This window comes from Novosphingobium sp. (genome assembly GCF_049240505.1).
Classification (GTDB): Bacteria; Pseudomonadota; Alphaproteobacteria; order Sphingomonadales; family Sphingomonadaceae; genus Novosphingobium.
Map to the genome: position 1 here is coordinate 1 of NZ_JBMLSM010000187.1, position 13,809 is coordinate 13,809.

The following is a 13,809-nucleotide window of genomic DNA, read 5'->3' on the forward strand; positions in this document are numbered from 1 at the left end:
CGGACCATCGGCATAACCCCAGGCTTCGAACTCCTGCGCCTGATACGGTTCGTCAGTGTAGGCCGCCGACAGTGCCACGCCGAGCCGGTCTTCCATGAACTGGCCAACATAGGTGCCGGTTGCACGGTAGCCGAACTCGTTGCTGTCGGTATTCACTTTGCCAAGGTCGGTGTAAGTCCCGCGCCCGCCGAACGAGACGAGGCCTTTGCCGAATTCCAGCGGGCGGATCGTCTTGATATCGACCGTGCCGACCAGCCCCTGATGGACGAGGTTGGCCTGCGGCGCCTTGTAAACATCCACGCGGCTGACGATTTCCGAAGGGAACTGATCGAATTCGACGTTGCGCTGTTCACCCGTCGATGTCTGCGGACGGCCGTTCAGTGTGGTCGATGAAAGGTCTGCACTCGATCCGCGAATGGCGATGGAATTCGCGCGACCGAACAGCCGCTGCGTGGTGAGGCCTGGAAGGCGGGCGATGGATTCACCGATGGAGGCATCGGGCAAGCGGCCAATGTCTTCGGCGGAAACCGATTCCACGATCACCGAAGAGGTTTTCTTCGTATTGACCGCCGTTGCCAGTGCTGCGCGGAAGCCGGTGACGACGATCGCCTGCTCCTCTTCAGGGGCAGCCTGCGCTTCGGCAGAGGCGTCCTGTGCCAGCGCAGGGCTTGCCGCCAGTGCGATAGTCATTGCTGCAAGCGACGCGCCCGCAGCAGCGGTGAATGTGCGAATTGCCATTTTGAAACTCACTCCCCCGAGGCGGACAGCGCCGACCTTCGAACCTTGCTTCGGAAATCACGGCCCCGGTTGATCGGGCTTCCGTTCGCAATTCGTCCTAAGGTATCGGTGCTGTCGGGCGAATATGGCATACGTATACTATGCGTTGATTGGTTTCAGATGAAGCTTGTTTGCAACACTTCCAAGCGCCCGGAATCAACGTAAAACCCGGTGGTTGCAAGCGATTGAGGACGAGCGATTGCATGAGCCGTGGATCACGCATACACTCCGATTTGGCTAGCGACGGGATCACACCGCGCAGCGGGAGAGACGGAGACATGGGGCGCAGGCCTTCCAACAAGCCGACGAGCTTCGACATTGCCTATCTGGCCGGCGTATCGCAGCCGACAGTCAGCCGCGCCTTGCGGGGCAGCAAATCGGTCAGCCTCGCTACCCGCCAAAAGATCGAGGCGATTGCACGGCAACTCAACTACACAGTCGACAAGAACGCCTCTTCGCTCCGCAGCCAGCGGTCGAATACGCTGGCGCTGCTGTTCTTTGAAGACCCGACGCCGGATGAATCGAACATTAACCCGTTCTTCCTCGCGATGCTTGGCTCAATCACGCGGCACTGCGCCAATCGCGGGCTGGATCTGCTGATCTCGTTCCAGAAGCTGGATGACGATTGGCACAAGCGCTATCAGGACAGCCACCGCGCCGACGGGCTGATCCTGCTCGGCTATGGCGACTATACTGCTTACGAACCGCGCCTGCGCCAGTTGATCCGGTCGGGCACGCATTTCGTGCGTTGGGGGTCGGTCGATCAGGGAACCATCGGCGCGACCGTGGGGTCCGACAATTTCGGCGCGGGCCGCCTTGCCGGGGAGCATCTGCTGGCGCGCGGGCGCAAACGGATTGCATTTCTCGGGCAGGCGGATTCGCATTATCCTGAATTCGAGCAGCGCTATGCCGGGCTGGTGAAGGCGATCGCCACGGCCGGGCTGGAGCCGGATCGAAACCTTGTTGTCGATGCGGTTTCAAACGAACAACTGGGATACAATGCGGCGCGCGAGTTGCTGGCACGGAACGCCGGTTTCGATGCAATCTTTGCCGCGAGCGACCTGATCGCCATCGGCGCGATGCGCGCCTTGGCCGAGGCAGGGCTTTCAATTCCGCAGGATGTTGCCGTGGTCGGGTTCGATGATATCCCAGCTGCCGCTTTCACCTCCCCGCCACTGACCACCTTGATGCAGGACATCCGCCTTGCCGGAGAAGCGTTGGTCGAATGCGTACTGGCACAAGTGGAAGGGCGCCCTCCCAATCCGCGTGTTCTTCCTGCAAGACTGGTGGTGCGCGCCAGCACTGGTGGCTGATTTCACACTGCCTTGACATGGTATTCGTATGCGCATCGATTGCAGCGGCACGCGGATTCTGCAACGTCGCTGCACAATGATGCTGCAAAACAGGTCCGCAGAAGACGGCACCCGGCAACTGTCAGACGTGATCGGGGAGTTGAGATGACTGTATTTTCAGGGCCAGTCGCAACGGACAAGCCAAGGCAGGGCTTCTGGGGCCTGTGGAACATCAGCTTCGGCTATTTCGGCATCCAGATCGCGTTTGCGCTGCAGAATGCAAATGTCAGCCGCATCTTCCAGTCGCTTGGCAGTTCGGTCGATGATCTGGCGTTTCTATGGATCGCGGGGCCGGTAACCGGCCTGCTGGTGCAGCCGTTGATCGGCTATTATTCGGACCGCACATGGGGCCGCCTTGGCCGCCGCCGCCCCTATTTCCTTGCCGGAGCTGTTCTGGCTGCTCTCGCGCTGATCGGTCTGCCCAGCGCCGGGGTGCTGCTTGTCGCCGCCGCGTTTCTGTGGATGCTCGACGCATCGCTCAACGTGGCGATGGAACCGTTCCGGGCTTTTGCGGGTGATATGACGCCGCATGATCAGCGCGGACAGGCATTCGCTTTCCAGACTGCCTTCATCGGTGCGGGCGCTGTGCTGGGCAGCCTTGCGCCCGCGCTGTTCAACTGGCTCGGCATCGCCAATACCTCGGTGGATGGCACTATTCCGCCGTCAGTATGCTTCAGCTTCTATCTGGGCGCAGCGGCCATCGTGCTGAGCGTCGGATGGACCGTGTTGCGCGTACGCGAATACGCACCGGAAGAGATGGCCGCATTCGAAGGGCACGGCCCGCATCACGATGATGCCGCGCAGCACGAACCACTCGTTCACCCGCGCTCCGGTCCGTTGTGGGTCATGGGAGGCGCGATGCTTCTGGCGCTCGTCGCCGCGCTGGATCTCGACAAGCAGCTTTACATCCTTGGCGCTGGACTGGCCCTGTTCGGCACGATCCAGATCGGCGTTCGGGCAACCGGTGCGCGTGGCGCATTGGCGCATATCGTGTCGGACCTTGCGCAGATGCCCGTGCAGATGAAGCAGCTCGCCTTTGCGCAGTTCTTCACCTGGATCGGCTTCTTCATCGTGTGGATATACACCACCCCTGTCGTCACCGCGCAGGCTTTTGGCGCAGCAGACACTGCCAGCGCCGCCTACAACGAAGGTGCGGACTGGGTGGGCGTGATGTTCGCGTTCTACAATGGTGTGGCCATCGTGGCAGCGTTTCTCCTGCCAGCGCTGGCCCGGCGCATCGGCAATGCGGCAACACATGCTGTTGGCCTGCTGTGCGGTGCAGGTGGATTTCTGGGCTTGCTGCTGATCCGCGATCCCCATGCGCTGCTGCTGCCGATGGTCGGGATGGGCGTGGCCTGGGCATCAGTGCTGTCGATGCCCTATGTCATCCTCACCCGTGTACTGCCGCCGCGCAAGTTCGGCATCTACATCGGAATCTTCAACTTCTTCGTCGTGATACCGCAGTTGGTTGTGGCCACGCTGATGGGCGGGATCATGCGCAGCTTCTTCCCCGGAGAGCCGCGCTGGACCATGCTTGTTGCCGCGCTGATGATGGCGCTGGCAGCCGCAGCAATGACACTGGTACGCGAAAACGCAAAGGATGCAGCATGAGCAGCACAGGCCTGATCGGTGCCGTCGAAGCAGGTGGCACCAAATTCGTCCTCGCCCTTGCCACGCAGGAAGGGGAAATCCTGGCGCGCGAGCGAATGCCGACCAACACCCCCGCTGAAACATGGCCCGCAATGCAGGCCTTTTTCGCGCAGGCCAGCGCCGAACATGGTGCCATCGCGGCATTCGGCATAGCCAGCTTCGGCCCGATAGACATCGATCCCGCGTCACCCGCCTACGGCACGTTTACCACCACGCCAAAGCCGGGCTGGCAGGGCGCGCGCTTTCACGATGCGTTGGGGCGCTTTGGCGCTCCGATCATCGTGGACACCGATGTGAACGGTGCCGCTATCGGGGAATGGATGGCCGGTGCCGGGCAAGGCTGCCGCACGCTGGCCTATACCACCATCGGCACCGGCGTTGGCACCGGCGTGGTGCAAGACGGGCGATCGCTGATGGGCATTTCGCACTTTGAAAGCGGTCACATCGTGCCGCCGCGCGATGCAGCGCGCGATCCCTTCAGTGGCATTTGCCCGTTCCACGGCGATTGCCTTGAAGGTCTTGCCTGCGGCCCGGCCATCGACCGCCGCTGGGGCAAGAGCCTCGACCAGTTGGGTGCCGACGAAACCGACCTGATCGCCTCCTACATCGCCCACCTCGCCAGCACCTTGGTGCTGCTGCACATGCCGGACCGGTTGATCTTCGGCGGTGGCGTCATGAAGGCACCGGGTCTGATCGAAGCTGTCCGCCGCGAAACTGCTGCCAGACTGAACGGCTATGTCAGCCATCCCCGTCTGGACGCGGGCCTTGAAAACTACATAGTCACGCCCGGTCTTGGTGATGACGCAGGCATCACCGGGGCTATCGAACTGGGGCGTCAGGCACTCACAGCAAGATAGCGCACAGTCATCGCGCCCTTACCGCGCAAGGCAAAGGCTTCGCCTGCGAGCCTGTGCTGCAAGGTCAGGCAGTCCGCTCCGCCGCTGGCGAGCACTTCGATGCTGCCGGTGTCGAGCAGCACCTGCACCGGCGCATCGGATGAAACATCCATCGCGCTGACATGGGCCAGTTGGGGCGTGATCGGATCGTGTCGTTCGACAATAAGCCTGCCATCGGCAAGGCTGCACGAAAGGCGGCGGCCTGCATCGTCTGACAACGTAAATGACCAGCCAGCGCTTTCCGGCAGTTCAAGAACGCTGGCCGCTGCCACGGGACGACAGCCTTCGTTCAACAAAAGCGTTTCACGCGGACCGAACAGTTCAAGGCAGGATGGCTCAACGGCCTGCACCAGACGCAGTGTTTCGCTCTCACGCCGCAACGAGAGCCGCCGGGGCGCACTCATGGCGCCGCGCCACCCCTGCGGCGGCAAGTGTTTCTGCACGGCGTGATTGCCCATCCAGCCAATCCACGCAGGCCGTCCCTGTGCATCGCGCGGATCGGTCCAGCCAATCGCGGCGTAGAACTCGTCACCATGATCTGCGATCTGCCATCCGGTTTCTGCCACGAAGCGCGTGCCATCGAACTCGCCTAACCGGTAAAGCGCCCCTGATCCCGGCGCGCCCGACAGCACATCAACCTTGAACAGCCAGCGTGTTTCGTCCGTACCTTCTATCGGCAGTTCGACGAGGAACGGGCATTCCCACAGATGCCCCGGCGCCCCGTCGCGCGGAATCTCCGAAAGTTCGCGCCACGCTTTGAGGTTAGTCGAACCATAGATCAGCGCCCGGTTCTCGTCCGAAAGCACGACCACCATGATCCATTGCCCTGACGGGGCGTGCCAGAACACGCTCGGATCCCGGAAATCAGCCATCTGAATATCGAGCACGGGATTGCCCGCAAACTTGGCGAAACTGCGACCGCGATCCGTGCTGGCTGCGATGCACTGGAACTGATGAGGCCGATCGGTGCGCGCGCCGGTGTAGATCGCAACCATTGCGTCATGCCCAAACCCGGCACTGCCCCCAGCGTCGATCACGGCAGAACCCGAGAAGATCATTGTGCTGTCTTCCTCGGCCAGCGCAACCGGCAGTTCCTGCCACTGCGCCAGATCGGAGCTGACGGCGTGCCCCCATGACATATGCCCCCAGTCCTCGCCGAATGGATTGTATTGATAGAACATATGCCATTCGCCATCCTGCCAGACGAGGCCATTGGGATCGCTCAGCCAGTTGGCCGCAGGGGCATAATGATAGCGCGGGCGCATTTTCAGACTTTCGGGTGGGGAACGACATCGAAGGCGATCGTCATGCGCTCGCCATCGTCGAACGGCACCGTGCCGTGCCACATGGTTGAGGGGAAAAGCGCCAACCTGCCGGGCCTGGGCATGACTTCGCCATAAGGTTCAAGGGGCAAGCCAAGTTCGGGCGGCGGGGCGCCAAACTGCAGACGTCCGGCGGGCGGCGCGCCGAGCGCGTCCATTGCAGGCACGGTAACGTAAAGCGCGGAGCTTATCCAACCCATCGGATGCGTGTGGACGGCATGAAATCCGGCGGGCCGTAGCCGGACTGACCAACTCCCCGCAAACAGAAACCGCCCGCGCGGCGCTGCGAGCAACGGATGTGCGGGATCGGGTTCGGGCAGTTCGTCAATGTATGCCCTCACCGCACCTTCGATCTTGCTACGCGCCCTGGCGATCACCGGATCAATGCGTAGCAAAAGCGGCCTTTCCGTCTGTGTCCCGCCGCGGACCGACTGTTCATGGTAGGGCTGCTGCATTGTGTGCAGGCCGCGAAGCATTGCGGCCAGTTCCGCCAGTTCCTCCGGCGTAAAGTCCAGATCGAAGCTCCGCACATGGCGCATTCCGCCATCGAGCCAGTCCGCCCGCCGATCGCCCAGCAGCCGCCATGCCAGCGAGAGATAGGGCCAGAATGCCCGCATGGAGGGCGTCCCCATATGTCTTGAGCAAACGTCGCGAGCGCGCTCCACCTGTCCGCCGCGCAGAAAGTGCCGCACCCGCGCAAGGTCCAGCCCAACGTCCTGCACATGATCCACGCCGTCGAACAGGGCCGGATCATCCGTCCGTTCGCCGCTCTCGCTGGCGATAAACAACTTTCCTAGCAGCGAGGCCTGCCGTTCACCCAGCGCTGTTTCCGCTGCCATGATTACGCCGCTTGCCGCCTCCCACGCCTTCGCCGTCGCCAGCACGTGGAACCACGCCATGCGCAGCCCAAAGTTCTCCGGCTCGCGCGCCACTGCCAGCGCAAAGCTGCGCGCGAAGTCTGCCTCGCCTGCCGTTGCCCGCATCGCGCACAGGCAGCGATGTCCATCGATCCACGCCGGGTTCGCGGTGAGTAAGTTTTCAAGCAACGCCTCACCTTCACCTTGTCGCCCTTCAGCGCCAAGCGCCGTTGCGCGGCTGCGCTGCAGGTCGATGCGATGGGGCGCCAACTCGGCGGCGCGGGCATAGAGATCGGCTGCAGGAAGCCCCGCTTCGAACGAAACCTGAGCGACACCTAGAGCGACATTAGCGTCACCTGGCGCAAGTTTGGCTGCGCCGAGGATGGCTTCAAGTGCGCCTGCCGTGTCCTGTTCGTCACGCAGCGCCACAGCGCGTTGCAACAAAGCCTGCGCGTCAGTCATACCGCTTTGCAGTTGGCCGAAATGAACTGTTCATGCGTGGGCTGTTGCAAGGCGGCATGGTGCATGGCTGCCCTCAATTTGCCCAGCCATTCGCGCCCGTCCACGCCACGATAATCCGCCAGTGGATCGGTGCGTTCGGGAATGTTGCCTTGCCCGATGTGAACTGCCAGCCAGGATGGGGGCCCAAACAGATCGGCATCTCTCTGCACCAATCGGCCATAGCGGCGGAAATGATCTATCTTGGTCTGGAGAGTGTCGGGAATGTCCATGTCCGCGCAATAGCGCCACAGTTCGGAATCGCTGCGGTCGGTCAGCTTGTAATGCAGGATGATGAAGTCGCGGATCCGCTCGAACTCGTTCACGGCGATGCGGTTGTATTCATCGATCACCATCGGATCGAATGTGCGATCAGGAAACAGCGCCAGAAGTTTGGAAATTCCAGCCTGAATCAGGTGGATGGAAGTCGATTCCAGCGGCTCCATAAATCCGCTGGAAAGCCCCACAGCAATCACGTTCTTTTCCCAGAACGTCTTGCGCCGCCCGGTGACGAAGCGCAGCGGACGCGGGTCTGCCAGTGCCTTGCCATCGAGCCGCGACAACAGCTTTGCTGCAGCCTCATCTTCAGACAGGAACTGGCTGCAGAAGACATAGCCATTGCCGGTGCGATGTTGCAGCGGAATGCGCCATTGCCATCCTGCCTCACGCGCGGTTGATCGGGTGTAGGGCGTTAGCGGATAAGCATTCTCGCAAGGCACCGCCATCGCGCGATCGCAGGGTAACCAGTGCGTCCAATCCTCATAGCCAGCCTTAAGCGCGCCTTCGATCAGCAGGCCGCGAAAGCCGGAACAATCGATGAAAAGCTCGGCCTCAACCGCGCGTCCATCATCAAGCGTTACGCCATTTACAAAGCCGGTCTGCGCGTCCTGCTGCACGCTGGCAACCTTGCCCTCCACACGCACGACACCCTTGGCTTCGGAGTACTCCCGCAGGAACCGGGCATAGAGGCCCGCATCGAAATGATAGGCGTAGTCAAACGTCGAAAGCACATTGCGCTGATCGGGCATCGGCGGGGCAAAGCGGTTTTCCTTTGCCAGCGCCCACGCCATCGAATGATCGTCCAGCGGAGCTGTCTCTCCCGCCTCTCGTGCACGCAACCAGTAGTGGTGCAGATTCACGATATCGAACGCCCGGCCATGCGGGCCAAAGGGATGGAAATAGCGATTGCCCAAGCTGCCCCAGTCGACAAACTCGATGCCCAGTTTGAACGACCCTTGCGTCTTGCGGACAAATTCGCGCTCGTCGATCTGCAAGGTTTCGTTGAAGGTGCGGATTGGCGGAATCGTTGCCTCGCCCACGCCCACGGTGCCGATCTCGTCGGATTCCACCAGTGTAATGCTGCAGTTATGCCGCAAGGCCTGCGCCAACGCAGCCGCTGTCATCCAGCCTGCGGTACCGCCGCCGACAATGGCAATGGAGCGGATCATCAGGTCGGGATTGCTCATGCGCTCGTGCCTCTCCTTGGGAACTTGCCAGTCCTATCGCTCTTGCGGCGATATTGAAATGAAAGGGCGAAGCACAGCTGCGCTCCGCCCTTTCTCTTGCGACCCGAAGTGGTGGGAGTAGACCGCAGCTGCAGTCTCTCCCACCATCATCAGAAGTTGTAGCGAACCGACGCCGAGACCGTGCGACCTAGCGCAGGCGCACCGCCAATTACCGTCGGCGTCACCGAAGCATCTGCAATGCCGCCGTTGCCGCGCAGATCGAACGTGTCGAACACGTTATAGACCTGAAGGCCCAGTTCGAGGTTCTGCATCGGATAGACACGCAGCGACGGGTTGAAGATCGCCTTACCCGGATATTCGAACCCGCCATCGTCGATCGCGCTAGTCTGCCCCGTCATGGCGAGGCCGAGCGTTGCGATATCGCCGAAGTCATAGTTGGCCGACGCGGTGTAGATCAGGTCCGGCAGATTGGGCGACCGTGTGAACGAAGTTGCCCCTGCCGACTGACGCTTGGCCTTGGAATAGGTTGCGTTGCCGGTGAAGCTGAAGCCGCCGTTGCGATAAGTCGCAAAGAACTCTGCGCCCGTGGACTTGAACTTTGCGTCGATCACGCAACCACCTGCTCCGCCGGGGCAGCGCGTTGCCGAAAGCTCGAACGTGGATTGCTTGAAGTTGCCCTGGAGCAGCGTCAGTTCCATCGTGAACCGCCCGCCCAGCAGGTCGCCACGGCTCTTCACACCCAGTTCGTGCTGCGTCACGAAGTCGACCGACGGCGTAACACCGTCCGCCGTGCAACCATTGCGACCGATATCGCCAGATGTGCAAAGCGCTCCATCGTTTCGGATCTTGCCGCCCAGCGTCTGGCGATCGCTGTTAAAGCGGCCACCGCGCGATGTGCGGGCAAAGATCGTGACATTCGGCGTAGCCTTGAACAGCGCGCCGACAGTCCACGAGGTATAGCTGCGGGTGTAGTTCAGGTTCTCGCGAGTGCCGTTGCTGGTGATCGCCGGGATAGTCACGCCATTGCTGTTGATGTTGAATTCGCTGCCGCCACCGATGGCATAACCGCTGGCCTTGACGCGTTCGAACCGCACCGAACCATCAATGCCAAACTGATCGTGATCGAAATCCAGTGCAACGTAGGGTGCGGTGTTGGCATAGGACAGATCGTAGTCACGCGCGCAGCATTCACCCCAGTTGTTGTTGTAGCCTGAGGTGCCAGCCTGCGTGAGCTTGTTGCCCGCGTTGTCGAACAGGTCGAGCTGCGAGGGGTTGTCGCCATTGAGTTCACGCAGCGACTTGTTGACGTGCCAGTCCATCGCGATCTTCTGGTTCATGTAGAACAGACCGGCGCGGGTGGTCAGCTTGCCCGAAGCCACATCGAACTTGCCTGCCAGCGTCAGGTCATTGGCGAAGCTGCCGATGTCACGGATATTGGTACGGACATTCACGTTGTTGTCGAGGTAGGTATCTGTGAACAACTGGCCCGCCTTTGGACCGCTCGCATACCGGATTGCCGCGACGGTCCGGCCATTGACGGTCGAGCCAAGGACTGTTGAAGTGCGCGCCGTGTTGAGGAACGGCGATGCAAAAGCGCCGCTCATATCGGTGTAGCGCATGTTGTTATCGACGGTGATGCCACCATCGAAATCGTAGTGGAACTGCCCGCCGAACGATGTCGCCTTGGTGGTGATGCCGTCCATCTTCACCCGCTCAAGGTTGCCCTCGCGGTTATAGATCAGAAAGTCCTGATTGTAGACCGAGTAGTTGGAAGCTTCGCGTCCATCAAACCCCGGATAGGGGCGAATGTTCGTGACCTTCTTGCCGCTGATCGTAGCCAGCGCCGGTGCGCCGGTATAATTCGGCTCTTGCGTATCGGCCGCCTTGAACAGCAAGCGGAAATAGCCGCGACCTTCGTTGAATTCCTTGGTCAGGCTACCCTTGATCTGGAACGAATCCGAGACGGTATAGTCTGCCTTGAGAGGGCCGCGACCGTTTTTCACAAAGCCGCCGACATGGAAATAGAGCGTGTCGCTGATCGGACCGCCATAGCGGAAATCGGCACGGGTTTCATCGTAGCCAAGACCGCGGCTGACGGAAACGTAGCCACCTTCCTGCTTGCCGGTGTGGCTGATGTAGTTGATGACCGCACCGGGCGCCTGCGAGGCAAAGGTGCCTGCCGAACCGCCACGAACACCTTCAACATTCGCCACCGACGCATCGAAACGTGTCCAGTAGTCGTTGTTGCCGAACTGGATATCGCCGAACAGAACGGTTGGCAGGCCATCTTCCTGAATCTGCACGAAAGGCGAACCGCCCGTGGCAACCGGGAGGCCGCGTACAGCGATGTTCGAGTTGCCGCCCGGCCCTGACGTGCCCGCAACCTGAATGCCGGGAATGGCACGAAACACTTCGGCTTCCGACGTTGGCCGGATCGCCTGAATTGTATCGGCAGAGATCGAGCTTACCGAAATCGCACTGTTCAGCTGGGTCTTGTCACGGCCCGATGCGGTAACAACGATGGCATCAAGACCCACCGCTTCGGGAACAGCCTCAGCCGTATCGGCCTGTGCAGCATCCTGCGCGATTGCCGGCGCAGCGATCATTGCTGCCGTAAGCGCAATGAATGAGGCACAGGCATGGAATGGAGACAGCTTCATAAATCCTCCCACCAAGAAGCTCCTGCATAGCTTGCAGGAATCAGTCATCGTTTGAATACGCCCACCAACAATCGTTTGCAACAAAAATAGCAATCGATTGCAAACGATCGATCCAAACGTGACTTCAGTGCAACATGGCCGTCATCCTGCGCATGAATGGCGCGCCCAATGCGGTTGACAGAACCGTCGGTTGCAACGCATCACACAGCCGAAAACGGTGCGCGTGAATGCGTGGACCAACACCGGACGGGATAGTCGATTGCACATGGAAGACGGCAAGAAGCCCGGCAAGATCAGGAATATCGCTGAATTGGCGCGCCTTGCGGGCGTTTCGGCCGGCACCGTATCGCGCGCCCTTGCCGACAAATCGCTGGTGAACAAGGAAACGCGCGAACGTATTCAGGCACTTGCCCGCGAATATGGCTTTCGCCCTAACCAGATGGCGCGACGACTGCGGACGCAGCAAACGGGCGTAATCGGTGTGGTCATCCCGCTGGGTCACGAGCGGCGTCAGCACATTTCCGATCCCTTTTTCATGACGCTGTTCGGCTATCTGGCTGACGAGCTGACCGAGAGCGGGCAGGATCTGATGCTCTCGCGCGTCATCCCCGGCGATGATGAATGGCTGGACCGGATCGTGGATTCAGGAATGCTGGATGGCGCGCTGGTGATCGGCCAGTCGAACCAGACCGAAGCGATCGAGCGGGTTGCCCAGTACTACAAACCACTTGTCGTCTGGGGCAGCCATCACGAAGGGCAGGTGCAGTGCACCGTAGGCGTTGACAATGCTGCCGGTGGCCGCCTTGCCGCACAGCGCCTGCTGGATCGCGGAGCCACGCGCCTCGCCTTTTTTGGCGATACCAAAGGCCCGGAAATCGCAGATCGGCTCGCCGGTGCGCAGCAGGCGCTTGCAGGGTCGCCTCAGGCCACGTTGCGTGCATTCCCCACGCATCTTGCCAGCGACGAGATGGCCAGCCAGATCGACGCTCATCTTGCTGAACTGGGGAATGACGTGAACGGCATCGTCTGCGCTTCGGACATCATCGCGATGACCACGATCCGCCTGCTTCACGAACGCGGTATCTCCGTGCCCGAACGTGTGGCCGTTACCGGTTTTGACGATCTGCCGCTTTCACAGCGTATGGTTCCGCAATTGACCACCGTGCGGCAGGATATCGCCGCCGGTGCCCGGGCAATGGTGGAAACGCTGCGTCGCCGCATTGCAGGAGAAGATGCCCCCTCCACTGTAATGCAGCCCGAACTGGTGCTGCGCGAAAGCGCCTAACCTATCGTGACGCTATCGCCTTCGAAGCACAGTGTGAATCGGGGCGCAGGCGTTCCGCCAAAATTGCTGCGCAGCAATTCGGGATGGCTCCCCGTAGTGCGGCCCTGCATTCCCCAATAGTCGACAAAGCTCCACACCTCGCCCTCGCCGGTTACCCACCAGCTGTAGGACTGCTTCGGCTCGGCGTCTGGGTTAGCCGCCACCAGCCCACCCTGATTGACCGGATGCCACGGCCCGGCAAGGCTATCGGCAACCGCACCGTAGAGTCCGTTCGGCCCGGCCACTGCTTCCGGTGCGAACGTATGGGTCTGGGTCGACCAGAACAGGTAGTAGCGCCCGTCCCGCACGATCACATGCGGCCTTTCGAGTTCATTGTTGACGCCAATCGCCTCGATCAACGGATCACCCAAGACCCATTCGCGGCCATCGAATGTGGCAATGCCGATGTTCCCGTTGAAAGCGTGGTCTGACCATGCCGCACTGCCCGTGAACAGCAAGTGGGCTTTGCCTGTCGCGGGATCACGCAGCCATGCCGGATCGCGAAATCCCTTGATAAGACCCGGCGTGCCCATGTCCTGCCGATCAAGAACATAGCGCTGACCATCGGCCACGAATATCTCGCGCGGAGCCTGCCAATCGCCGGGACCATCCGCGGTCAAGCTGCCAATGGCCAGGAACATGCGCTGCTCGCAAGTTTCATGCGCTTCACCGCGACGGCCCGCCGCAGTGAAGAAATGCTGCACCGTTTCGCCATCATCCATCAATACGCAACAACCGGCCCATTCCCGGCTTCCGGGCGTGAACGCATCGGCAAAGGCATTGCCATGATCGCGCCAGCCATCTGCTCCCAACGACAACAGCCGGATACGCGCGTGCCCATGCCGCTGCACCGGGTCGGGGAACACCGGAGCGGAAAGGAAGAACCACCACTGGCGATCCATGTGGCGCACGGTGCGCCCATCTTCATGCGCCAGCGGCCAGCAGTCCCAAAGATCCAGATCATCGAACAGCCGAACGACATCTCCTTGGCCGATCAAAGGGATACG

Annotated in this window: 10 protein-coding genes; 4 read left to right on the top strand and 6 right to left on the bottom strand. The window is 61.1% G+C overall.

Annotated features, from left to right (window positions below; genetic code table 11):
- Positions 1-738 (bottom strand): TonB-dependent receptor plug domain-containing protein (locus ACOVQ0_RS15100; RefSeq protein ID WP_421886146.1); only part of this gene is annotated, 738 nt, incomplete at its 3' end.
- 317 nt (positions 739-1,055) lie between these two features.
- Between ACOVQ0_RS15100 and ACOVQ0_RS15105 the strand changes: the two genes are divergently transcribed.
- The 3 genes from ACOVQ0_RS15105 (at position 1,056) to ACOVQ0_RS15115 (ending at position 4,636) form a co-directional block, all read left to right on the top strand.
- On the top strand, positions 1,056-2,090 hold the full coding sequence (locus ACOVQ0_RS15105; protein WP_421886148.1) for a LacI family DNA-binding transcriptional regulator: 1,035 nt from the start codon (positions 1,056-1,058) through the stop codon (positions 2,088-2,090).
- 144 nt (positions 2,091-2,234) lie between these two features.
- Entirely contained in the window at positions 2,235-3,740 is a 1,506-nt protein-coding gene (locus ACOVQ0_RS15110; RefSeq protein ID WP_421886151.1) for an MFS transporter, read from the top strand.
- Positions 3,737-4,636: an ROK family protein gene (locus ACOVQ0_RS15115; RefSeq protein ID WP_421886154.1), complete on the top strand. Its 900-nt coding sequence runs from the start codon at positions 3,737-3,739 to the stop codon at positions 4,634-4,636. Before ACOVQ0_RS15110 ends, ACOVQ0_RS15115 begins: the two co-directional genes overlap by 4 nt.
- On the opposite strand, the gene ACOVQ0_RS15120 is transcribed toward ACOVQ0_RS15115, so the two are convergent.
- From ACOVQ0_RS15120 to ACOVQ0_RS15135, 4 genes are all read right to left on the bottom strand, one after another.
- Complete coding sequence (locus ACOVQ0_RS15120) at positions 4,615-5,940, bottom strand: glycoside hydrolase family 32 protein (protein ID WP_421886158.1); 1,326 nt, start codon at positions 5,938-5,940, stop codon at positions 4,615-4,617. The two genes, ACOVQ0_RS15115 and ACOVQ0_RS15120, sit on opposite strands and share 22 nt — an antisense overlap.
- Positions 5,941-5,942: 2 nt before the next feature.
- Positions 5,943-7,316 (bottom strand): putative 2OG-Fe(II) oxygenase, encoded by a 1,374-nt coding sequence (locus tag ACOVQ0_RS15125; RefSeq protein WP_421886161.1) that lies wholly within the window; start codon positions 7,314-7,316, stop codon positions 5,943-5,945.
- Positions 7,313-8,818 (bottom strand): tryptophan halogenase family protein, encoded by a 1,506-nt coding sequence (locus tag ACOVQ0_RS15130; RefSeq protein WP_421886163.1) that lies wholly within the window; start codon positions 8,816-8,818, stop codon positions 7,313-7,315. Before ACOVQ0_RS15130 ends, ACOVQ0_RS15125 begins: the two co-directional genes overlap by 4 nt.
- 149 nt (positions 8,819-8,967) lie before the next feature.
- The gene (locus tag ACOVQ0_RS15135; RefSeq protein WP_421886166.1) at positions 8,968-11,424 is read right to left on the bottom strand and encodes a TonB-dependent receptor; all 2,457 of its coding nucleotides are present in this window, start codon (positions 11,422-11,424) and stop codon (positions 8,968-8,970) included.
- Between the two features lie 319 nt (positions 11,425-11,743).
- Between ACOVQ0_RS15135 and ACOVQ0_RS15140 the strand changes: the two genes are divergently transcribed.
- A complete protein-coding gene (locus tag ACOVQ0_RS15140; RefSeq protein WP_421886262.1) occupies positions 11,744-12,763 on the top strand; it encodes a LacI family DNA-binding transcriptional regulator in 1,020 nt (339 codons plus the stop codon).
- On the opposite strand, the gene ACOVQ0_RS15145 is transcribed toward ACOVQ0_RS15140, so the two are convergent.
- A complete protein-coding gene (locus tag ACOVQ0_RS15145; protein WP_421886169.1) occupies positions 12,760-13,800 on the bottom strand; it encodes a glycoside hydrolase family 68 protein in 1,041 nt (346 codons plus the stop codon). The genes ACOVQ0_RS15140 and ACOVQ0_RS15145 overlap by 4 nt on opposite strands.
- Positions 13,801-13,809: the final 9 nt, after the last annotated feature.

Bases quoted from the DNA above. Each gene is read 5' to 3' on its own strand.
- ACOVQ0_RS15105 (WP_421886148.1), top strand. From the start codon at position 1,056: ATGGGGCGCAGGCCTTCCAACAAGCCGACGAGCTTCGACATTGCCTAT.
- ACOVQ0_RS15110 (WP_421886151.1), top strand. From the start codon at position 2,235: ATGACTGTATTTTCAGGGCCAGTCGCAACGGACAAGCCAAGGCAGGGC.
- ACOVQ0_RS15115 (WP_421886154.1), top strand. From the start codon at position 3,737: ATGAGCAGCACAGGCCTGATCGGTGCCGTCGAAGCAGGTGGCACCAAA.
- ACOVQ0_RS15120 (WP_421886158.1), bottom strand. From the start codon at position 5,940: ATGCGCCCGCGCTATCATTATGCCCCTGCGGCCAACTGGCTGAGCGAT.
- ACOVQ0_RS15125 (WP_421886161.1), bottom strand. From the start codon at position 7,316: ATGACTGACGCGCAGGCTTTGTTGCAACGCGCTGTGGCGCTGCGTGAC.
- ACOVQ0_RS15130 (WP_421886163.1), bottom strand. From the start codon at position 8,818: ATGAGCAATCCCGACCTGATGATCCGCTCCATTGCCATTGTCGGCGGC.
- ACOVQ0_RS15135 (WP_421886166.1), bottom strand. From the start codon at position 11,424: ATGATCGCTGCGCCGGCAATCGCGCAGGATGCTGCACAGGCCGATACG.
- ACOVQ0_RS15140 (WP_421886262.1), top strand. From the start codon at position 11,744: ATGGAAGACGGCAAGAAGCCCGGCAAGATCAGGAATATCGCTGAATTG.